General features: G+C 74.5%; 17 protein-coding genes and 1 pseudogene. 7 read left to right on the top strand and 11 right to left on the bottom strand.

Annotated features, from left to right (window positions below; all coding sequences use genetic code 11):
• From ACFVVX_RS37145 to ACFVVX_RS37125, 5 genes and pseudogenes are all read right to left on the bottom strand, one after another.
• Window positions 1–641 (bottom strand): annotated as a pseudogene (locus tag ACFVVX_RS37145) (urease subunit alpha); the annotation flags it as partial.
• A gap of 73 nt (window positions 642–714) precedes the next feature.
• Window positions 715–1,416: an urease subunit gamma gene (gene ureA / locus ACFVVX_RS37140; RefSeq protein WP_387952506.1), complete on the bottom strand. Its 702-nt coding sequence runs from the start codon at window positions 1,414–1,416 to the stop codon at window positions 715–717.
• Between the two features lie 99 nt (window positions 1,417–1,515).
• Window positions 1,516–2,697 (bottom strand): agmatine/peptidylarginine deiminase, encoded by a 1,182-nt coding sequence (locus tag ACFVVX_RS37135; RefSeq protein ID WP_387952510.1) that lies wholly within the window; start codon window positions 2,695–2,697, stop codon window positions 1,516–1,518.
• Between the two features lie 169 nt (window positions 2,698–2,866).
• Window positions 2,867–4,039, bottom strand: coding sequence for an agmatine/peptidylarginine deiminase (locus tag ACFVVX_RS37130; protein ID WP_387952505.1), 1,173 nt, complete (start codon window positions 4,037–4,039; stop codon window positions 2,867–2,869).
• 344 nt (window positions 4,040–4,383) lie between these two features.
• A complete protein-coding gene (locus ACFVVX_RS37125; RefSeq protein WP_387952508.1) occupies window positions 4,384–4,938 on the bottom strand; it encodes a TetR/AcrR family transcriptional regulator in 555 nt (184 codons plus the stop codon).
• 196 nt (window positions 4,939–5,134) lie between these two features.
• Between ACFVVX_RS37125 and ACFVVX_RS37120 the strand changes: the two genes are divergently transcribed.
• Entirely contained in the window at window positions 5,135–6,856 is a 1,722-nt protein-coding gene (locus ACFVVX_RS37120; RefSeq protein ID WP_387952504.1) for a serine/threonine-protein kinase, read from the top strand.
• Between the two features lie 79 nt (window positions 6,857–6,935).
• Here the strand turns inward: ACFVVX_RS37120 and ACFVVX_RS37115 are convergent, their stop codons facing one another.
• Window positions 6,936–7,856 (bottom strand): hypothetical protein, encoded by a 921-nt coding sequence (locus tag ACFVVX_RS37115; protein WP_387952503.1) that lies wholly within the window; start codon window positions 7,854–7,856, stop codon window positions 6,936–6,938.
• A gap of 520 nt (window positions 7,857–8,376) precedes the next feature.
• Between ACFVVX_RS37115 and ACFVVX_RS37110 the strand changes: the two genes are divergently transcribed.
• From ACFVVX_RS37110 to ACFVVX_RS37095, 4 genes are all read left to right on the top strand, one after another.
• Window positions 8,377–8,988, top strand: a complete 612-nt coding sequence (locus ACFVVX_RS37110) for a TIGR03086 family metal-binding protein (protein WP_387952502.1) — start codon at window positions 8,377–8,379, stop codon at window positions 8,986–8,988.
• Between the two features lie 198 nt (window positions 8,989–9,186).
• Entirely contained in the window at window positions 9,187–10,521 is a 1,335-nt protein-coding gene (gene kynU / locus ACFVVX_RS37105) for a kynureninase (protein WP_387952501.1), read from the top strand.
• On the top strand, window positions 10,521–11,408 hold the full coding sequence (locus ACFVVX_RS37100; RefSeq protein WP_387952499.1) for an alpha/beta hydrolase family protein: 888 nt from the start codon (window positions 10,521–10,523) through the stop codon (window positions 11,406–11,408). The genes kynU and ACFVVX_RS37100 overlap by 1 nt, the downstream gene beginning before the upstream one ends.
• A 40-nt stretch (window positions 11,409–11,448) precedes the next feature.
• Window positions 11,449–12,588: an alpha/beta hydrolase family protein gene (locus tag ACFVVX_RS37095; protein WP_387952497.1), complete on the top strand. Its 1,140-nt coding sequence runs from the start codon at window positions 11,449–11,451 to the stop codon at window positions 12,586–12,588.
• A gap of 104 nt (window positions 12,589–12,692) precedes the next feature.
• On the opposite strand, the gene ACFVVX_RS37090 is transcribed toward ACFVVX_RS37095, so the two are convergent.
• From ACFVVX_RS37090 to ACFVVX_RS37070, 5 genes are all read right to left on the bottom strand, one after another.
• Window positions 12,693–13,547 carry an SAM-dependent methyltransferase gene (locus ACFVVX_RS37090; protein WP_387952495.1) on the bottom strand — a complete coding sequence of 285 codons (855 nt, stop codon included), beginning with the start codon at window positions 13,545–13,547 and terminating at the stop codon, window positions 12,693–12,695.
• Between the two features lie 158 nt (window positions 13,548–13,705).
• Window positions 13,706–14,695 (bottom strand): NAD-dependent epimerase/dehydratase family protein, encoded by a 990-nt coding sequence (locus ACFVVX_RS37085; RefSeq protein WP_387952493.1) that lies wholly within the window; start codon window positions 14,693–14,695, stop codon window positions 13,706–13,708.
• A 277-nt stretch (window positions 14,696–14,972) separates the two neighbouring features.
• Window positions 14,973–15,779 carry a class I SAM-dependent methyltransferase gene (locus ACFVVX_RS37080; RefSeq protein WP_387952491.1) on the bottom strand — a complete coding sequence of 269 codons (807 nt, stop codon included), beginning with the start codon at window positions 15,777–15,779 and terminating at the stop codon, window positions 14,973–14,975.
• A 177-nt stretch (window positions 15,780–15,956) separates the two neighbouring features.
• A complete protein-coding gene (locus ACFVVX_RS37075) occupies window positions 15,957–16,850 on the bottom strand; it encodes an SAM-dependent methyltransferase (protein ID WP_387952489.1) in 894 nt (297 codons plus the stop codon).
• A 106-nt stretch (window positions 16,851–16,956) separates the two neighbouring features.
• Entirely contained in the window at window positions 16,957–18,108 is a 1,152-nt protein-coding gene (locus ACFVVX_RS37070; RefSeq protein WP_387952487.1) for a cytochrome P450, read from the bottom strand.
• Between the two features lie 177 nt (window positions 18,109–18,285).
• Between ACFVVX_RS37070 and ACFVVX_RS37065 the strand changes: the two genes are divergently transcribed.
• Window positions 18,286–18,873 carry a TetR/AcrR family transcriptional regulator gene (locus ACFVVX_RS37065; RefSeq protein ID WP_387952485.1) on the top strand — a complete coding sequence of 196 codons (588 nt, stop codon included), beginning with the start codon at window positions 18,286–18,288 and terminating at the stop codon, window positions 18,871–18,873.
• A 472-nt stretch (window positions 18,874–19,345) separates the two neighbouring features.
• Window positions 19,346–20,611, top strand: coding sequence for a cation:proton antiporter (locus ACFVVX_RS37060; RefSeq protein WP_387952483.1), 1,266 nt, complete (start codon window positions 19,346–19,348; stop codon window positions 20,609–20,611).
• Window positions 20,612–20,753: the final 142 nt, after the last annotated feature.

The following is a 20,753-nucleotide window of genomic DNA, read 5'->3' as shown; positions in this document are numbered from 1 at the left end:
GAGCCGCGGCCGAGGAAGCCGATGTTGACCGGCCAGGCGTCGAAGGCGTTGAAGGCGTGCCGCAGCGCCCACGGCGAGTTGACCCCCACCCCCCACGCCGGGCCGAACTCCTGGCCGATGATCGTGGTGACGCCGGAGGCCAGCGAGGCCTCCATGATCCGCGGCGAGAGCAGGTGCACGTGGGTGTCGATCGCCCCCGCCGTGACGATCATGCCCTCGCCGGACACGATCGCCGTCCCCGTCCCGACCACCACATCCACGCCGTCCAGGGTGTCCGGGTTTCCGGCCCGGCCGATCGAGGCGATCCGGCCCTCCCGGATACCGATGCTGGTCTTCCGGATGCCCTGGACGGCGTCGATCACCAGCACGTTGCTGATCACCAGGTCACAGGTGTCGCGGACGGCGGCCGCCTTGAGGAGCATGCCGTCCCGGGCGGTCTTGCCGAAACCGGCCAGGAACTCGTCCCCGGGCGCCTGCGAGTCCGACTCGACCCGGACGATCAGCCCGCTGTCGCCCAGCCGGATCCGGTCGCCGGCCCGCGGGCCGTGCACGGCGATGTAGTCCTGCGGGTCGATGCCGCCCGCCGCCACACCGCCCGGGCGGCCGTGGCAGCCCGCCGCGTCGAAGACACTCCCGCTCATGCGCCCGCCTCGCTTCGCCCGACGGCCGCTCCGCGGGACGCGCACCCCGCAATGGTTCGCTCGCTGCGCTCGCTCATGCCTGCTCCTGCCAGTCCGTGAGATAACCGGTCGCGCGGGCCTTGGCCAGCGCGGCCTCCTTGGCGCCGGGCGCGTCCAGCGGGCCGTCCACCAGGCCGGCGAAGCCGATCGCGACGCGCTCGCCGCCGATCGGGACGAGGCCGACCTCGACGGTGGCGCCCGGGTCGAAACGCACCGAGGAGCCGGCCGGGGCGGCCAGCCGGTGACCGTAGGCGGCGGCCCGGTCGAAGGCCAGCCGTGGGTTGACCTCGAAGAAGTGGAAGTGCGAGGTGACCGAGACCGGCACCGTCGCCGTGTTGCGCACCGGCAGCCGCAGCGCCTCCCCGGCCGGCCCGTAGCCCGCGCCGTCACCGGCGAGCGCCGCACCGGGAGCCTCCTGCCCCAGGGAGCCGTCGGCCCGGAACGGGTCGTCGATCACGCAGAGCCGCGTCCCGTCCTCGAAGACGGCCTCCACCTGGAGCGTGGTCACCACGTCCGGTACGCCGGGCAGGACGTCCTCGGCCCTGAGCACGGAGCGCCCGGCCTCGATGGCCTCGGCCAACCGCCGGCCGTCGCGGGCGGCCTCGCACACGGTGTCCGCGATCAGCGCGTGTGCCTCGGGGATGTTCAGTCGCACGCCGCGGGCGCGGCGGGCGCGGGCGAGCTCGGCGGCCGTGAAGATCAGCAGCCGGTCCCGCTCGGTCGGTGTCAGTCGCATGGTTCCTCGTCTGGGTGGGAACGGTGCGCGCGGAACCGCCCCGGGCCGTCGGTGACGGCGGGGCGGTTCCGCGGGCGGTACCTGGGCGCGGGAAGCGGGTCAGCCGGCGTCCGGCTTGCCGGGCTGGTCGTGGGTGGAGCAGTGGATCCCGCCCCCGCCGGAGGCGATGTTGTCGATCTTCACCGGCACGATGTCCCGGCCGGGGAAGTGGTCGCGCAGGATCTGCTGGGCCCGGTCGTCGGCCTTGGCGTCCCCGAAACGGGGCAGGAACAACGACTTGTTGGCGACGTAGAAGTTGATGTACGAGGAGACGAACGCGTCGCCGCGCCCGGTGATCCGGTCCGGGTCGGGCTGCGGCAGGTCGATCACCTGCAGCGGCTTGCCATGGGCGTCGGTGGCGCTCCTGAGGACCTCGCGCGCCTGGGCGGCGGAGCGCGACCAGACGTCGGCGGGCGCACCGGGGAAGGGCTGGTCCAGCAGGACGACCCCGGGGGCGGCGAACCGCACCAGGCAGTCCACGTGCGCGTCGGTGATGTCCTGGTCGCGCACACCGGCGAACCAGATCACCTTGGTCACGCCCAGGGCCTTCTTGAGCTCGGCCTCGATCTCGTCCCGGCTCTTCCCCGGGTTGCGGCGCTCGTTGACCACCGAGCTCTCGGTGACCATCAGCGTCCCCTGGCCGTCGGTCTCGAAGGAGCCGCCCTCGGCGACCACGGGCGTGCGGATCCGCTCGACCCCGTACCGGGCGAGGGCCGCGGCGGCCAGCGCGGTGTCGTTGGCGTGCTCCTTCTGCTTGTTGCCCCAGCCGCTGAAGTTGAAGTCGACGCCCTTGAGCGTGGACCCGTCCTCGACGAAGACCGGGACGGTGTCCCGGGCCCACAGGTCGTCGACGGGCAGCGGGACCACCTCGACGTCCTTGCCGCAGGCGTTCTGCGCCGCGTCCGCCTGGCCGGGGCGGGCGAACATCACCACCGGCTCGTAGCCGCCGACGGCCCGCGCCAGCCGGGCGATGTCCGCGCGGACGTCGGCCAGTTGGTCGGCCCAGATCCCGGTGGACGCCGGCCAGGACATGAAGGTCCGGGTGTGGCTCTCCCACTCGGCGCCGAACCGGCGCCCCGGCGTCGCCCCCGGAGCGGCCGCCCCGCCGGGAGCACCCGTCGCCCCGGGCTCCGGTGGCCGGTTGGAGGCGTCGGGCGGGGCCGCGGCCTCCTCGTCGTCCGGTGCGGCGCAGGCGCCGGCCCCCAGGGCCAGCAGGCCCGCGCCGGCCGCGGCGCGCAGCATCGTCCGGCGGGACGGGGAGAGGGGGGTGGGGGTGGGATCTGACACGGGGCACTCCGGTGGGAGGGGAGGGTGGGTGGTGCGGGGCACGGCCCCGGCTTCGTCCCGGGCTTCGTCCCGGGCTGCGGCCCGACGGCGGTGCGGACCGCGCACGGCCTCGGCCGGACCGGACCTACGGCAGCGGCTCCTGCATCGTGGAGCAGTGGATGCCGCCGCCACCGGTCATCAGGCGGTCGACGTCGAGCTGGACCACCTCCCGGCCGGGGAAGGCCGCCGCGAGGGTGCGCCGGGCGGCCTCGTCCTTCACCCGGTCACCGAACTGGGTCGCGATCACGGCGCCGTTGACCACGTGGAAGTTGAGGTAGGAGTCGACGAACTTCGAATCCCGCGAGCGCACGGTGTCGGGGCCGTCCACCCGGATCACCTGGAGGCGGCGCCCCCGGGCGTCGGTGGCCCGGGACAGGATGTCGAACTGCTGGCGGGCATCCCGGGCCCAGACGTCGTTGCGGTCCTCGGGCGGCAGCTGCACCATCACCACGCCCGGCCGGACGAACCGGGAGGTGACGTCGATGTGGTCGTCCGTGATGTCCTGGCCCTTGATGCCGGGGACCCAGATCATCTTGTCCGCGCCGTAGACGCGCAGCACCTCGTCCTCGATCTCGTCGCGGCTCATGCCCCGGTTGCGGTTCTTGTTGACCAGGCTGCTCTCGGTGGCCATCAGGGTGCCGTCGCCGTCCGTCTCGACCGAGCCGCCCTCGCCGACGAAGTCCGCCCGGCTGAACCGCAGGCCGGACCGGTGGGCGACGAGGCCCGCGACCTCGGCGTCGTAGCGGTGGGTCTGCTTGTTCCCCCAGCCGTTGAAGTTGAGGCCGACGGCGTCGAGGCCGCCCCGGCCGTCGCGGCGGAACACCGGGGCGATGTCGCGCATCCAGAGGTCGTCGGTGGCGATCGAGCCGATCACCTCGACGGCGGGCCCGCAGAGCGGACTCGCCTCCCGGACGCTGTAGTCGTCGGGGGCGCACATGACCACCGGCTCGTAGCGGGCGATCGTCCGGGCGATCAGTGCGATGTCCTGCTGGACACCCGCCAGCTGCCGGCCCCAGACGGACTTCCGGGAGGGCCAGGACATCCAGGTCCGGGCGTGCGGCACGTCGTCGCGGTCCACCCACCAGCGCGGGAGCGCGCCGCCGGCCGGGCTCGCGGAGCGGGCGGAGGCCGGCGCCGCACCTGCGACGATCCCCGCGGCCCCCAGTCCTGCGGCGGCGCCGAGCACCGACCTGCGGGACGGCTCGGCTCCGAAGAGCCGGTCGAACAGGGAGCGGTCGTCGCGGTACGGGTCACTCATGCGGATCTCCAAGTCAAGTATGGCCCACCGGGTGCACCGGGCGCGGGGTGGACGGTGCCCCCTGCGGGGGCGGTCTCCCGGCGAGGGCGCGGCCGGCGGAACGGGCTGCGCGTCACTCGCGGCCCTGTCGGCAGGGCGGCGGGCGGAACCCGGTGTCGCCGAGGCGTCGTGCGGTGCCGTGCTCACACTCTCGCACTGACTGAAAATTCAGTCAAGGTGATCGTCGGGGCTGTGGCGGCGGGGCTGTACCGGCAGAGCCGCGGCTTGCGGTTGGGCGGCCCGGACAAAGGGAGGCGGGCCCCGGGAATCCCCGGGGCCCGCCGTCGTGCGTACTCGCGCGCTATCTATCCGCGCAGGTGCTCCAGCTCGCTGTCGATCGCGCCGGCCATCAGCTCGCGCGCGTGGGCCAGCGGCACACTGCCGCTGAGCCACCGCACGCTCAGGCCCTCCAGCAGCGCGGTCAGCCGCTCGGCGGAGGCGGCCAGCGCCGCCGCCCCGCTCATCGGCCGGACGCCGCCGAGCAGCTCGGCGACCTCCTGGACCCAGACCAGCGTGGCGCGGGCCAGGTCCTCCCGGAGGTCGGGGTCGAACACCGCGCTAGCCCGCAGCTCCCCCCAGGCCGTGCTGTTCTCCCGCACCTGCGGGGTGTCCTGGAACTCCAGCAGCAGCGTCTGCTCCAGCTCGCCCCTGGCGTCCAGCGGCGGCGCCCCCTCGGCCCGCTCGGTCGTGTACCGCTCGGCCCGGTCGTTGATGAACTCCAGGGTCGCCCGGAGGATCCCGGTGCGGTCCTTGAAGTGGTAGTAGATCAGCGCGGTGGACACACCCGCCTCGGACGCGAGCTCCTCCACGCGCAGCCCGCGGACGCCGCGCCGGGCAATGACCCGCGCGGCCGCTTCCATGATCAGGGTTCGACGGTCAGCCACAAGCGATCACCCTACCCGCAGGGCCGTCGGCCGGGGAGCGCGGGGCCGATCCTGACTAAAATTACAGTCCGGGGTATGCTCCGGTCCGATTCGGAGCACCGGCGTCCGCACGGGCCGCCGTGCCCGCCCGCCACACCGTCCGCCACACCCGTTCGACCCGCTGGGAGCCAGCATGACCGCAGAGCCCTTCGGCGCCCCGTCGCCCACGGCGTTCCAGGCGCTGTCCCCGGAGGACCCGCGCGAGGTCGGCGGCTACCGCCTCCGCGCACGGCTGGGCGCGGGCGGCATGGGCCGCGTCTACCTCGCCCACACCCCCGGGGGACGCCCGGTCGCGCTCAAGGTCGTCCGGCCCGAGCTCGCCGAGGACCCGGAGTTCCGGCACCGCTTCACCCAGGAGGTCGCCAGCGCCCGGCGCATCCACGGCCTCTACACCGCCCAGGTGGTCGATGCGGGCACCGACGCCGCCACCCCCTGGCTGGCCACCGCCTTCGTCCCCGGCCCCTCCCTCCAGCAGGTCGTCCACCGCCACGGTCCGCTGCCCGAGCGGACCGTCCTGCTGCTCCTGGCCGGCATCGCGGAGGCCCTGCAGGCGATCCACGCCGCGGGCGTCGTCCACCGCGACCTCAAGCCCGGCAACGTCCTGATCGCCGCCGACGGCCCCCGCGTCATCGACTTCGGCATCGCCCGCGCCGCCGACGCCAGCCCGCTCACCGGTACCGGCCTGCGCATCGGCTCACCGGGCTTCATGGCCCCCGAGCAGGTCCTCGGGCTGCCCGCCACCCCGGCCACCGATGTCTTCGCGCTGGGCGCGCTGATCGCCCACGTCGGCTCCGGCATGCCGCCCTTCGGCGACGGCCCCGAGCCGGCCTCGCTCTACCGGGCGGTCCACGAGGAGCCCGACCTCTCCCGGCTGCCGTCCGGACTGCACGACCTGGTCCGGCTCTGCCTGGCGAAGGACCCCGACCAGCGGCCGGACACCGCCCGGCTGATCGAGGCCGCCCGCAGCCATCCGGCCACCGGCGGCGAGCTCCGCTTCTCCGACGACTGGCTGCCGCAGCAGATCAGCACCGAGATCCGGCGCCACACCGACCTGCCGGCCACGCCTGCGCCGGCCGCCACCGCACTGGACCAGGACCGGGCCGCGGCCGACGCACCGACCGCGCTCGTCCCGCGGCTGCTCGCCCCGACCGTGCTCGCCCCGCACCAGCCGTCGGCCGCCGGCCCCTCGGTCCCCCATCCGTCGGCCGCCGACCCGTCGGACACCCGCCTGGAGCCGGCCGCCCCCGGCAGGCGCAGGGCCGCCGCCACCGCACGACGCGGCGCCCGGACCGCCGTCCTGACGACCGCCGCGCTCCTCGTCGGCGCCGCCGGAGCGTTCCTCCTGCTCGATCCCGACTACCTCGACGACCTCGACGACCAGAACGTCGCCGCGGCCGGCAGCCTCGCCCCGTCCGCCGGTGCCAGCACCGCCACCCCGTCGCCCTCCGCGTCCACCCCGGCCCCGGCCGCCACCGTCCCCGGCTACACCGCGGTCTACACCGACGTCGAACTCACCTCGCCCGACCACTCCTACGAGTTCGACCTCAAGGCCGGGAAGGTGGCAGCGCAGGACACCTCCGCCTGGTACCTGGGCCGCCACGCGGGCGAGTTCTACATCCCGGAGGACAGTGACGCCTACGTCGCACCGGCCGGCGGCCTCACCCTCCCGGACTGCATCAAGGGCGTCGAGACCCGGCCCGCCTCCACCCTGCCCTTCACCGCCCTGGGCCCCGACCGGAGCTTCTGCGTCCGCGCCCAGGGCGGCCGGGACTTCGCCGTCGTCCGCGCCCTCGCCACCGCCGCGGACGACGGCCCGGTCAGGGTCGCCGTCACGTACTACCGCCGCTCCGCCTGAGCGCACGCGGACCCGGCGGACGCACGGCGCGGCCCGGACCCGCACGTGGACCGGCACAGCCGTGCCCGCGGCCGTCGCGTCAGGACACGTGCAGGGTGAGTTCCGCGGTGTGCAGCTGCCCGGCGGTCTGGAACTGCAGGAAGAGCCGCCAGTTCCCGGGCCGGCCGAGCAGGGCGTAGAACTCCAAAGCCGGCCCGCCGCCGTCGCCGCCGACCCCGTCCATCGGGTGGAGGTGGGCCAGTGCCTGGTCGCCCTCGTGGAAGGCGGTGAGGTGGGCGTAGCTGTCCAGGTACGGCTGGAGGTCGGTGACCGGCCGGCCGTCCCGGCCGATGGTGGCGGTGAGGCGCAGGGCGCCGGCCTTCGGCTCGCTGCGCAGGACGACGGTGTAGCCGTCCACCGTGGCGGTGCCGGCCGGGGCGGGCAGTGCCACCGCCGCGGCCTCGCCCGGCACCGTCACCGCCCGGCTGAGCACGATCTCGCTGCCCTTGCGGGGGCCGCTGTTCGGCACGAAGGAGGTGTACAGGCGCCAGTGCCCCGGGGCGAGCGCCGCCAGGTCGGCGGTCCAGGTGCCGTCGGCGGCCATCGTCGGGTGCAGGTGCTGGAAGCCGGTGAGATCGGCGCGGATCGCGTAGAAGTGCAGCTGCTTCGCCTGGTGCACGGCGAAGTCGGTGACCGGCCCGCCGTCCGGTCCGGTGACGGTGAACGGGTAGACCGTCGGCCGGTCGGCGGGCAGGTCCGCGGCCGCGCCGTCCAGGCGGTAGCCGTCCCGCTCGGCGGCGAGGCCCAGCGAGGTGAGGGGGAGGTCCGGCAGCCCCGGGGCGCCTGCCGGGTCCGGGCCGGGTATCGCCGTCCCGGCGTGGTCCGCGCCTGGTGCGCCCGGTGCGCCCGGACGCCCGTCGGCCGAGGACGAACCGCCTGCGAAGAGCCCGAGGAGGAGCAGGACGGGCACGCAGGACGCCAGGGCCCAGGTACGGGACATCGAACGGCGGGTGGCGAACATCGGCAGTCTTCACCTCATGAGGGCGCCGGGCGGGGCGCAGGGACTCGGCGCAGGGACGGGCGCGCATGGACAGGTGTGCGTGGACAGGTGTGCGTGGACGGGTTGGATTGGTGTGCGTGGACGGGCGGGTGCGGTGGGGCCGGGCGGCACCCGGCCCCACCGCAGAGGAGACCGGAACGGGCCGCCGGGATAACCAAAAGTCCGCCCCGGTGCACGGGCCGGCCGGGGCCGGGACTGCTCGGCCCGCCGGGCCGTCGTACACCGTGTCACCGCGCGGTCCGCTCCGGTGGCGCCGCGGACAGCCCACTCGGCGGCGCCGGGCACGGAAAGTCACCAGAGCGGGGCTCCAAGGTGCCTGCGGGACAGCTGATTTCCCTCACCCTCCCCTGGGAATGCACTCAGCGTCACCGACCGGTCCCCGTCCGGGCTCGCCGTCGAAACCGGTCGGCGAACCCTGGATTGTCACACCCGGTAGCGGTTTACTGGGAGAGAGCGGGGGGCGGGAGAGGGAGGCCCGGCCATGGAATGTCCCCACCCATCCGAGTTCCACACCGAGGTCCGCCGGTGCTACGCCGCCGCGGGGGCGGAGGTGGCCCGGCTGCTGCGCGCCGCTCCCGAGTCCGGATGGTCGGCGCCCACCCCCTGCCGCGACTGGGACGTGCGCGCACTGGTGAACCACCTTGCCGCTCAGCACCTGTGGGTCTGCCAGGCCGTCGCCGGCTACACCCCGGAGCAGATCGGCCACCGGTTCCAGGGCGACGTCCTGGGCCGCAACCCGCTCGGCGTGTGGGAGATGGCCGTCGACAGCGCCGTGCGGGCGCTCAATCGGCCGGGCGCCCTCGACCTCCTGGCGCACGTGCCCTACGGGCTGCGCGACATCGGCGGGTACGCCCGCGAGTTGACCGCCGAGACCGTCGTGCACGGCTGGGACCTCGCCCGGGCGCTGGGCGAGAGCGGCCGGATGCCGCAGGGCGCCGCCCGGTACGCGCTCGCGGAGTTCCGGGGCTACCGCGACCTCGTCGGCACCGGCCTGTTCGACCCGCCGCTCACCGCGGCGCCGGGCGCCGACGCCCAGGACCTGCTGCTGGCCCTCACCGGCCGCGACCCGCACTGGTCCGCCGAGCGGATCTGACCGGGCCGGACCGCGAACGGATCCGACCGGACCGCGGCCTGCGCGGGGCCGCCGCCCGCCCCAACCACGGCTCGCCCTTCCGGTGCACGGGCCCCGCCGGATCCTCCAACGCGCCACCGGGGGTGGCACGTTCGCGACCCGCACCGCCGCGGTCGGCCCGGCGTTGACGAGTGGGCAAGTGCCCATTATGGTGCTCGGGTGACTGGTTTTGCAGGGGTGGTCAAATCTGGCACGCAGCAGGCGGGATCCACCGCTCCACCGGGCGGGCCGCCCGGCGGTCCCGCGGAGGACCCGTTCCTCGAACAGGCCCGGCGCGCGGACGCGGCCGACCCGCTCGCGGGCTTCCGCGACGAGTTCGCCATCGCCGACCCGGCCGTGGTCTACCTGGACGGCAACTCGCTGGGCCGGCTGCCCCGCGCGACCAGGGACCGGCTGCACGAGGCCGTCGACGCGTGGGGCGAGGACCTGATCGACGGCTGGCGGCGGTGGCTGCCGCTCAGCCGGGAGATCGGCGACCTGGTGGCCGGGATCGTCGGAGCCGAGCCGGGCGAGGTGGTGCTGTCCGACTCGACCGGCGTCAACCTCTACAAGCTGGCCGTCGCCGCGCTGGACGCCCGGCCCGGTCGCGACGTGATCGTCACCGACGACGACAACTTCCCCACCGACCGCTACATCCTGGAGGGCATCGCGGCCGCCCGCGGCCTGACTGTCCGTCAGATAGCCGTCGACCCCGACGAAGGCCTGCGGACGTCCGACGTGGCGCAGGCGCTGGACGAGCGGGTGGCCCTGCTCTGCCTCTCGCACGTCGCGTACCGGTCCGGCGCGGTGACCGACCTGGCCGAGGTGACGGCGGCGGCGCACCGGCACGGCGCGCTGATCCTGTGGGACCTGTGCCACTCGGCCGGGGCGGTGCCGGTCGAACTGTCCTCGGCGGGCGTGGACCTGGCCGTCGGCTGTACCTACAAGTACCTCAACGGCGGCCCGGGTTCACCCGCCTTCCTGTACGTGCGGCGGGAGTTGCAGTCCCGGCTGCGGCAGCCGATCTGGGGCTGGTTCGGACAGTCCGACCAGTTCGCCATGGGACCGGCCTACCGACCCGCGCCGTCGATCGAGCGCTTCCTGGTCGGCACTCCCCCGGTGCTCGCGGCCTACGCGGCACAGGAGGGGATCCGGCTGACCGCCGCCGCCGGCATCGGGGCCATCGCGGCCAAGGCCCGGGGCCTGACCGCCTACGCGCAGCAGCTGGCCGACGCGTGGCTCGTCCCGCTCGGCTTCCGGGTGGCGTCGCCGGCCTCGCCGGAGCGGCGCGGAGCGCACCTCGCCCTGCACCACCCCGCCGCCTGGCAGGTGTGCCAGGCGGCGAAGTCGGTCGGGGTGATCCCCGACTTCCGTACGCCGCAGCGCCTTCGGCTGGGCTTCCCGCCCCTGTACACCCGCTACGTCGACCTGCACACCGGACTGTCGCGGCTGCGCGACGCGGTGGCGGCCGGCCGGCACCTGGAGTTCCCGGAGACCTCGGACGGGCCGACCTGATGACCGCGACGGACGACAGGCGGCTGAAGGGCTACCCGCCGGAGCTGGAGCGGCTGACCGCGAGCCCGCCGGGGGCCTACCGGATCGTGCGCTACGGGCCTTCGCCGGAGCAGTTCGGCGAGTACTGGCCGGGCGGTGACGGAGCGGCGGTCGTGCTCCTCCACGGCGGCTACTGGCGCGAGCGGTACCGGCTGGACCTCATGCACCTGCTCGCCGCCGACCTCCAGGCCCGCGGGTACGCGGTGTGGAACGTCGAGTACCGGCGGATGGACATGCCGGGCGGCGGCTGGCCCGGCACCTTCCACGACGTGGCCGCCGCGCTGGACGCCGTCCCCGGGCTCGGCGGCGGGGCGGTCGATCCCGCCAGGGTCGGGCTGGTCGGGCACTCGGCCGGAGGGCAGCTGGCGCTGTGGGCGGCCCACCGGCGGAGCGGGACACCGCCGGCCGTGGCGGTGTCGCTGGCCGGTGTCTGCGACCTGGCCCTGGCCGCGCGGCTGCGTCTGAGCGACGGCGCGGTGGCGCAGCTGCTGGGCGGCGGTCCGGCCGACCGGCCGGAGGTGTACCGGCAGGCCGATCCCCTGGCCCTGGCGCCGCTCGGCGTACCGCAGTTGGTGGTGCACGGCACCGCCGACCCGCACGTGCCGTACGAGCTGAGCCGGCGGTACGCCGCGGCGGCCGGCCCGGCGGCGGCCCTCCTCGGCCTGCCCGGCGCCGATCACTTCGACGTCGTCGACCCCGGCACCGCGGCCTGGGCGCGGATCGCCCGGGAGCTCTCCCGGCTGCTGCCCGCCCGCCGTCCGGCACCGCCGCAGCGCCCGGCCGCCGTGCCCGCGCCCGCACCGGCGCCCGCGGGGATCGCCCCACCTGTCACAGGCTTTGACGAATAATCAGGGTGGGCGATCGCCCATTTCTCCGTAGCATGGACTCATGTCCCAACGATTCGTACGCCTTTTCGCCCCACTGGTCGCGCTCCTCGGGCTGCTGTTGGCGGGCGCGCCGTTCGCGGCCGCGGCCCCCGCCCGGCCCGTCCCGCGGACCGCGCCCACCGGCCCCGAGCTGCCCGCGCCGACGGGAGGCCACCAGGTCGGCACCAGGACGCTGTACCTGAAGGACACCTCCCGCCCCGATCCGTGGAAGCCGGACACCGGCTACCGGGAGCTGATGGCCACCCTCTGGTACCCGGCCCTGTTCCCCTCGGGCCGCGAGGCGCCGTTCATGTCCGCGCAGCTGTCCGCGGCGGCCTTCGGCACGGACGCGCTCGGCACCGTCCGCACCCACGCCACCGTCAACGCCGTCCCGCTGCCCGGGCGGCGGCCGCTCGCGGTGCTCTCCCCCGGCTTCGGCATGAGCCGCGTCTCGCTGACGGCGCTGGCCGAGGACCTCGCGTCCAAGGGCTATCTGGTGGCCGCGCTGGACCACACCTACGAGGCGGTCGTCGAGTTCCCCGGCGGCCGGCTGGAGCCCTGCCTGAACTGCACCGGCCAGGGCGGCCCCGATGTGGTCCGCAGCCGGGTGAAGGACATCCGCTTCCTCCTCGACCAGCTGACCGCACCCCGCTCCGGGCTCCAGGTCGACTGCTCCCGGATCGCCGTCATCGGCCACGCCGTCGGCGGGACGAGCGCCGTCGAGACCGCGGGCGAGGACCCGCGCGTCGCCGCCGCCGTCAACCTGGAGGGCACCTTCCTCACACCGCCGCCCGCTCAGCCGCTGGGGCGGCCGGTGCTCCTGGTCGGCGCCCAGTGGCCCACCGCCGGGGGTACGCCGGCGGCCAACTGGGCCGACCGCTGGAGCGTCCTCACCGGCTGGAAGCGCTGGCTCAGCGTCCCCACCGCCGGCCACATGTCCTTCAGCGACGCCCACTGGCTGTACGAGCACTTCGACCTGACCCAGGTGATCCCGCCCGTCCTCAAGCCCGCCCTGTTCGGGACCGTCTCGGGCGAGCGCGCGACCGCGATCACCCGCGCCTACGTGGGCGCCTTCCTCGACCGGCAGCTGCGCGGCCTCCCTGGCACGCTGCTCGACGGGCCCTCCGCGGCCTTCCCCGAGGTCGGGTTCGTCCAGCCGTAGCGGCCCGCGGCGCCACCCGGCGGCCACCGAAACGGGCCGGCCCGCCCGCACCCCTCGGGTGCAGGCGGGCCGGCCCGCCGCGTTTCCCACCGTTCCCGCCGTTCCTACCGTCCGGGCTTCTCGGCGACCACGACGCCGTAGCCGAAGCCGACCGCCTGCAGCCGCAGGACGATGCTGTCGAACTGCTCCACGACCTGGGCGCCGAAGCGCAGGGTGAGCGACTCGCGGTCGTCCTCCAGCTTGCGGCGCATGCAGTCCAGGGTCCGGGCGACCGTCCGGTCGCTGACATCGGTGATCTCGACGGGGACCAGGCCGGCCTCGTCGAGCAGCGGCGGATAGTCCTGGAGCGGCATCAGTTTGCCCAGCAGCACGGCGTACTGCGGCGCGGCGCTCCGCGCGGTGCCGGCGGCGCCGGGTGCGGTCCGCTCCAGGAAGTCGGTGAGGGCCAGCCGCCCACCGGGCCTGAGGACGGCCGCCGCCTGCCGGAGCACCGCGAGCCGGTCCGGCATCGCCATGATCGACTCGACCAGCCAGACCGCGTCGAAGGACTCCGCGGGGAAGCCGAGGTCGGCCGCGTCCTCGCACCGGAACTCCACCCGGTCGGCGACCCCGGCCTCCTCGGCCTTCTCGGTGGCCAGCCGGGCCTGCACCGGGCTGTTGGTGATGCCGACGACCGTGGCGCCCGTCGACCGCGCGAGCTGGATCGCCGGCGCACCCGTCCCGCAGCCGATGTCGAGGACCCGGTCCCCCGGGCCGGTCCTGATCCGCTCCGCCATCAGCCCGGTGAGCCTGCGGGACGCCTCGGCCATCGTCGCGCCGTCCGACGGGGACTCCCAGTAGCCCATGTGCAGGCTTCCGCCCGACAGTTCGGCGAGAAACTCGCTCGTGTCGTTGTAGAAGCCGTCCTCCGCCTCCTGCTGGGAGAGACCCCCCGCCGACACCCCTGCACCGCTTGCCATGTGCCCTCCTTCGGGGCCGGCCGCGGCCACCGCCCGGTCGGATGCCGCCGGTGTGCCGCGGCCGGCCCCTTCGTCGTTGGTGGTCACGCCGTCGTTGGTGGTCACGCCGTGGTTGGTGGTCCCGCCGTCGTCCGCTCCCGGCGGCCGCGCGGCGGCGTTCAGCCGGCCTGGTCGAGGACGCGCTGCTCGACGGCCGGGTCCAGCCCTCGGGTGGTGGCGCCCTGCCACGGCGGCTCGCCCTCGCGCTCCAGCCAGGCCCAGCTGTCGGCCAGGGTGTCCCGGAGCGGGCGGCTGGTGTCGAGCCCGGCGGCGTGGGCCGCCGAGACGTCGACGTCGTTGATACCGCCGCGCATCGCGGCGGGGAGCCACAGGGGGATGTCGACGTAGGGGCGGACGCCGGCGGCCAGGAGGTCGCTGTCGCCGACCCAGACCAGCTCCGCGTCGGAGCCGGTCACCTCGCGCATCGTCTCCAGCAGCGCGCCCATCGTGAAACGGCCGCGGGCGGTCACCGTGTTGAACACACCGCCGGTGCCGCGCTCCGCGGCGTCCAGCAGCCAGGGCGCGTGATCGCGGACGTCGACGTACTGGAACGGGTCCTCCGCGCGACCGGGCGCCAGGACCCGCCCGCCGCGGTGGATGCGGCGCAGCCACCAGGTCAGCGAGCCGACGTCCTCGTACGGGCCCAGCATCGGACCGGGGCGAGTGATCAACGCGCGGTCGCCGAAGCCGCGTTGGACGGCGAGCTCGCAGCCGCGCTTGGCCACCGGGTAGAAGTCGTCGGCCTCGTCGTCCGGATCGCCGTCGATCGTGGCGGCGCTCTCGTCGGCCCCGATCGGCACCGGCGGCCGGTACACCACCCAGCTGGAGACGTAGGCGTAGTGCCCGGCCCGGTCGGCCAGCAGCGCGCAGGTGTCACCGAGGACGCGGGGGGCGCCCGTCCAGGTGTCGATCACCACGTCCCACTTCCGGTCCCGCAGGACGCGGTCCAGCGCCTGCGGATCGGTCCGGTCGGCGATCAGCGACTCGACGCTCGCGGCGGCCGGGCGACTGCCCCGGTTGAGGGTACTGACCTCGTCGCCGCGCTCCAGTGCGGCATCGACGATGCTGCGTCCCACGAAGCGCGTTCCGCCCAGCACCAGAACTTTCATGACGCCCTTTCCAAGGAATCCGGGAATCCGATCGAGGCCGAGGGCCGGTCTTCGAGCGCCCGCCTGCCCGGCGACGTACTCCGGGGCGGACGACGGGAGTTCGAGGACGGACCCGAGGTCCGCAGTGCGGGGTTGCGGGGTTGCGGGACACGGCCGCCCGGCCGGGTGCCGGCGAGCGGCCGCAGGGGGGTGCCGGATCCCCCGGTGGCGGACCACCGCGGGATCCGGCTGCGCCGCCGGCGTCCCGTCCGGCGACGGACGTACCGGGCGGGTCGCCTCAGGCGCCGGAGCGCGCCGCGGTGACCGCCACCGTCGCGTAGTTCATCGTGAAGCTGCCGCCCAGGCCGTCGATCGCGGCCCCGGCGCCCTCCAGCACCTCCGCCATCTTGTCCGGCGGGAGCCGGGTGAAGGCGCCGAGCGTGGGCATCTGGTCCAGCCAGGCGTCCCGGCTGTAGGTCCACTCCCAGTCGAAGCGCCACTGCTCCGGCTCGCCGAAGCCGCCCACCTCGCGGATCCCGTCGGAGGTCTTGGCGAAGAACGCCTGGTACCCGTCCATGGCGCCCCGGAGCATCGCCCCGAAGTCGAAGGGCGCGTTGGGCATGACCCGCTGGCAGACCTCGGCGATCGCGTCCGCCACCTCGGGCGGGAACTGGAAGACGTTCCAGAAGGCCGCCAGGCGGCCGCCGGGCCGCAGGATCTGCGCGGCCTTGGCCGCACCGGCGACCGGGTCGACCCAGTGCCAGGCCTGGGCGGCGACCACCGCGTCGAACTGCCGGGCGGCCGGGTCCCAGTCCTCGAAGGTCGCCACGTCGACCTTCAGGCCGAACTGGCGCGCCAGGTCGGCCAGTCGGACGTCGGGCTCGACCCCGAGCACGTTGCCGCCGATCTTCTGGAACTGCCGGGCCGCGATACCGGTACCGGTACCGACGTCGAGGATGTCGAGGCCGGGGCCGCCGGCCACGATCTGCTCCACCATCGGCTCGGGGTAGCGGGGTCGGGCCCGGTCGTAGCGTTCGGCGTCCGCCCCGAACGACTCCGCCACCTGCCGCTGCTGGTGGACTTCACTGTCTGGGTTAGTGGGCATGTGCCCATTTTAGGTGGGCGCCCGCCCACTCGTCAACTCGACGTGGACGCTGCGGCCTGCCCGGCAATCCGCTCCGGCTGTCGGCTGCGACCGTCGGCACCGGCAGCCAGCCCTGGCCGGCGGCCCGCAGGCGGGTCACGGCCGTTCGGGGTCGGATCACAGCCGCTCGCGGGCGGGTCACGGCCGTTCGGGGGCGGCCGCGACCACCACGCCGTAGCCGAAGCCGGCCTTCTCCAGGAGGGGGAGGACCGACTCGTACTGCCGGACGACCTGGATCCCGTACGTGCCCACGAGTTCCTCGTGGTCCTCGGTGAGCCGCTGCCGCAGGCAGTCGAGCGTGCGGGCCACCGTGTGGTCGGTGATGTCGGTCCGCTCGACCGGCACCAGGCCGGCCTGCTCCAGGAGCGCGGAGTAGTCCGCCAGGCGGATCGGCCTGGCCACCAGCGGGGCGTGTCCGTGCTCCCGCGAGTGCTCGGCCAGATCCCCCACCGCCTCCTCCATCGGGGCCGGCGCCGGATCCAGGTCCAGCAGGTCGGTCAGGGCCACCCGGCCACCCGGCCTGAGCACCCGGGCCACCTCCCGCAGCGCGCCGAGCCGGTCCGGCAGGTGGAAGATCGACTCGATCATCAGGACGCCGTCGAACGAGTCCGCCTCGAAGTCCAGGACGGTCGCGTCCGCGCAGGTGAAGGTCACCTGGTCGCCCACTCCCGCGTCCCGGGCGTTGCGCCGGGCGGCCTCGATCTGCACGGCGCTGTTGGTGATGCCGACGACCCGCGCACCCGTCGACCGGGCGAGCCGGATGGACGGCGCGCCCGAGCCGCAGCCGAGGTCGAGCACCCGGCTCGCCGGGTTCACCGCCAGCTTCTCCGCCAGTAGGTCGGTGAGCTGCTGGGAGGCCTCGGCCATCGTCGCCGGATCGTCCGGGGACTTCCAGTAGCCCTCGTGCAGGCTCCCGCCGAACAGCTCGGTCAGCAGGCCGCTGAGGTCGTTGTAGAAACCGGCCACCTCCTTGGACGGAGGGGCCTCCCCCGCCGGTACCGGCCCGTCGGGAGTGGTCGTCTGATCAGTCATCAACTCGTCTTCTTTCGCGATGGGACCGACGGAGGAGGTATGCGCGAAGTCCGGCACGGAGGGCGAGGCTGCGGAGGGTGCGAGGCCGTGGCAGGCGGGCGCGGAGTCACCAGGTGACGGGCAGCGCCTCCATTCCGCTGATCAACCGGCCCTGGGCGTTGGCCAGTTCCTCCGCAGGCACGGCCAACCGGAGCCCGGGGAAGGCCGCGAGCACGCTCGCGAACGCCACCTCCAGCTCCATCCGGGCGAGTTGGGCGCCGAGGCAGCGGTGCGCACCGTACCCGAAGGTGACGTGGCCGCCGGCGCCCTCGCGGGTGACGTCGAATCGCTCGGGCTCGGGGAACGCCTCCGGGTCGAAGTTGGCGCCCGGCAGGCTGGCGAAGACCACGCTCTGCGCGGGGATCACCACGCCGCCGAGCTCGACGTCACACGTGGTGGCCCGCACCTGGCCCGCGTTCTCCCGGGCGCTCAGCGGTGCGTACCGGAGCACCTCCTCCACCGCGGCGGGCACCAGCGAGGGGTCGGCGCGCAGCGCGGCGAGCTGCTCCGGGTTGTCGAGCAGGGCGGCCAGGCCCTTGCCGAGCTCGGTCGCGGTGGACTCGTTGCCGGCCATCAGCAGGCCGCAGCCGAGGTGGACCAGTTCCACCTCGCTCAGCCGGTCCTCCTCGTCGCGGGCCGTGATCAGCTCCTGGAGCAGGCTGTCGTCCGGGGTGCGGCGCTTGGCCGCGACCAGGTCGGCCATGTAGGTGACGACCGACTCGAGCGCCTTCAGCGACTCCCCGGGAGGGTAGGCCGTGGTGGCCATCACGCGGTCGGCCCAGCCGCTGAAGCGCTCCCGGTCCTCCTGCGGGACGCCGAGGACCTCGAAGATGACGGTGAGCGGCAGCGGGCGGCAGAGGCCGGCGACCAGGTCGGCCTGCGGGCCCGCGTCGAGGAGGTCCGCGATCAGCCCGTCGACGATCTGCTGGATGCGCGGCCGCAGGGCGCGGATCCGGTGGGCGCTGAAGGCCCCGGCCACCAGACGGCGCATCCGCACGTGCTCGGGCCCGTCGAGGTCGTTGATGCCGGGCTTCGCCAGGACCGCCGACGGGATGACGACCGCGCCGATCCGCCGCGCCTCGGCCCGGCTGAACCGCGGGTCGGACAGCACGGTCCGGACTTCGGCCATCCCGGTGACCAGCCAGCCCTTCTGGCCGGACTCGGTGGTGACCTCCCGTACCGGCGCCTGCCGCCACGCCTCGCGGACCGGCGCCGGCACCGTGTAGGTGTCGCGCCCCGAAGCCGCCGATCGGGGGCATCCCGAAGGCATACCCGTTGATGCGTTTGGGGGTATAGTGGGCATGCGCCCACACTAGTGGGCACATGCCCACTCGTCAAACACCACCAGCCGTTTCGCCGCGGAAAACGAGGCCCGAAAGGAAGGAAGGGAGACCCGATGCCGACCGGGACAGCGATCCGTGACGTCTCCCAGCAGCTGTTCGACGCCGCCGAGCGAGTCCTGCTCCAGGGCGGGCCGAACGCGCTGACCAGCCGCGCGGTCACCACCGAGGCGGGTTGCGCCAAGGGCGTCCTGCACCGGCACTTCGACGACTTCGACGCCTTCCTCGCCGCGCTCGTACTCGACCGCATCGGCAGGATCCGGGCCCAGGGGCACGCCCTGCACGCCGCGGCCGGGACGAACACCGTCGCCGACAACCTCACCACGGCGCTGATGGACCTGTTCGGGTCGGTCGCGGTGGCCATCGTCGGCCTCGTCACCGCCCGCGACGAGCTGCGCGCCCGGCTGCACCAGGCCGGCTCCTCGGGCGTGCCGGTCCTGACCGAGGCGACCGCCATGATCGCGTCGTACCTCACCGCCGAGCGCGCCCAGGGCCGGATCCCGGCCGACTCGGATGTCGACATGCTCGCGCTCACCCTGATCGGAACCGGCCATCTGCTGTTCGCCGGCCGGCAGGGCGTCGCCCCGGAGGCCGACGAGGTGCGCAAGGTCGTGACCTCGGTCGTCGCCGGCGCCGCACGGTAGCCCCGACCCGCTCGTCCCGTGCCGCCCGTCCGCACACCCGCGGCCGGGCGGCACGGGCGCTGCGGGCCCCGGCGCTCGGATTCCGCCAAGTAGGCCTTGGCGGACGGGTCCTGACGATCAAGCCTTGACGAGTGGGCGGTCGCCCACTATCGTGCGGCGTGTCCACTTCCGCGCTGACGCCCGCGGTCGTGCCGCCGCGCCCGGCACCAGTCGCCGGGCCCCCGGGAGGCGGCCCAACACGGAGGCGGCACTCCCCCCTGGCGACCCGACCCGGGAGCCGCTCGAACCACCACCCCGCCCCGCAGGATGCCACCGGCCCGCGACGGGCCCCGGCCTCCGGGGATCGAGCACGCCGCCCCACCGGCCGCCGGACTGCCGGGCCCGATCCCGGCCCCGGCCCCGGCCCCGGCCCCGGCCCCGACGCTGGTTCAGCGCGCCCTCTGTCCTGCCCGTCCGACCGAAACGGGGGCCCATGAAAGCCCAGCACATCACGGAACTGCTCGTCGGACTCGCCGCCGTCGTCCTCCTGGCCCGGCTGCTCGGAGCACTGGCCCGACGACTGGACCAGCCCGCGGTGATCGGCGAGGTCCTGGCCGGCATCCTGCTGGGGCCGACGCTCGCGGGCGACGCGATCTCCGGCCACCTCTTCCCGGCCGACATCCGGCCGCAGCTCAGCGCACTGGCCACCATCGGGGTGGCCGTCTTCATGTTCACCGTCGGGCTGGAGTGGGACGTCGCCAAGGCCCGGGGCTCCGGCGGCTTCGCCGTCACCGTCTCGCTCAGCTCCATCCTGCTTCCGTTCGGCCTCGGATCCGCCCTGGGCCTCTACCTCCTGACGAGGCATCAGAGTCCGAACCACACCGCGTTCGTCCTCTTCATGGGCATCGCCATGTCGATCACCGCGTTCCCGGTGCTGGCCCGGATCCTCACCGAACGCGGCCTGGCCCGCACCACCCTGGGAGTCCTGGCGCTCGCCTGTGCTTCCATCGACGACGTCCTGGCCTGGTCGGTGCTCGCCGCGGTGACCGCGATCAGCGGCGCGGCCGGCGCCGACCAGTGGCGCGTCCTGCTCGTGGTGCCCTACCTGCTGGGGATGCTGTTCGTGGTGCGGCCGCTGCTGCGGCGCCTGCTGACCCGCTCCGGCACCCTCGGCCCCGCCGGGTTCGCCTGCGTCCTCGCCGGGCTGCTGCTGTCCGCGGGGGCGACGGAGTGGGTCGGCCTGCACTTCATCTTCGGGGCCTTCCTGTTCGGCGCCGTCATCCCGCGCGAGCAGACGGCGCGGCTGCGCGCGCAGATCCACGACCAGCTGGGGCAGTTGGGCCAGACCATGCTGTTGCCGGTCTTCTTCCTCACCGCCGGCCTCAACGTCGACCTGTCCGGAATCGGCCTGGGCGGCCTCCGGGACCTCAGCCTGATCCTCCTGGTGGCCATCGGCGGCAAGTTCGCGGGGGCGTATCTCGCGGCCCGGGGGAAGGGGATGCCGGCCCGGCAGTCCGCGGCGCTGGCCACCCTGATGAACACCCGCGGCCTCACCGAACTCATCGCCCTGAGCGTGGGGTTGAGTCTGGGGATCATCGACCGCGAGCTGTACTCGCTGATGGTGGTGATGGCCGTGGTCACCACGGCGATGGCCGGCCCGCTGCTGCGGTGGATCCTGCCCAGGCGGCTCGTCGAGGCGGAGGCCTCCAGGGAGTCGGTCTCGGCGGACGTACCCGCCGCCCTCCGCGACAGGACCTAGTGCCGCGGCTAGGAACAGGACGGAAGGGGCGGGCGCCCCGCGGGAACAACCCCGCCGCCCCCCCCCCCGGGGGGAGCCGGGCCCGCCGGGGGCGGCCCCCCCCACAGACCCAGACCCGCCCCCCACCCCCCCCCCCACAGCC

Origin of the sequence: Kitasatospora sp. NPDC058170, from assembly GCF_042883905.1 — a bacterium.
In the GTDB taxonomy this organism is placed as follows: Bacteria; Actinomycetota; Actinomycetes; order Streptomycetales; family Streptomycetaceae; genus Kitasatospora.
The sequence above is the reverse complement of the archived record's forward strand: the minus strand, read 5'-3'. Positions and strand labels throughout refer to the sequence as shown.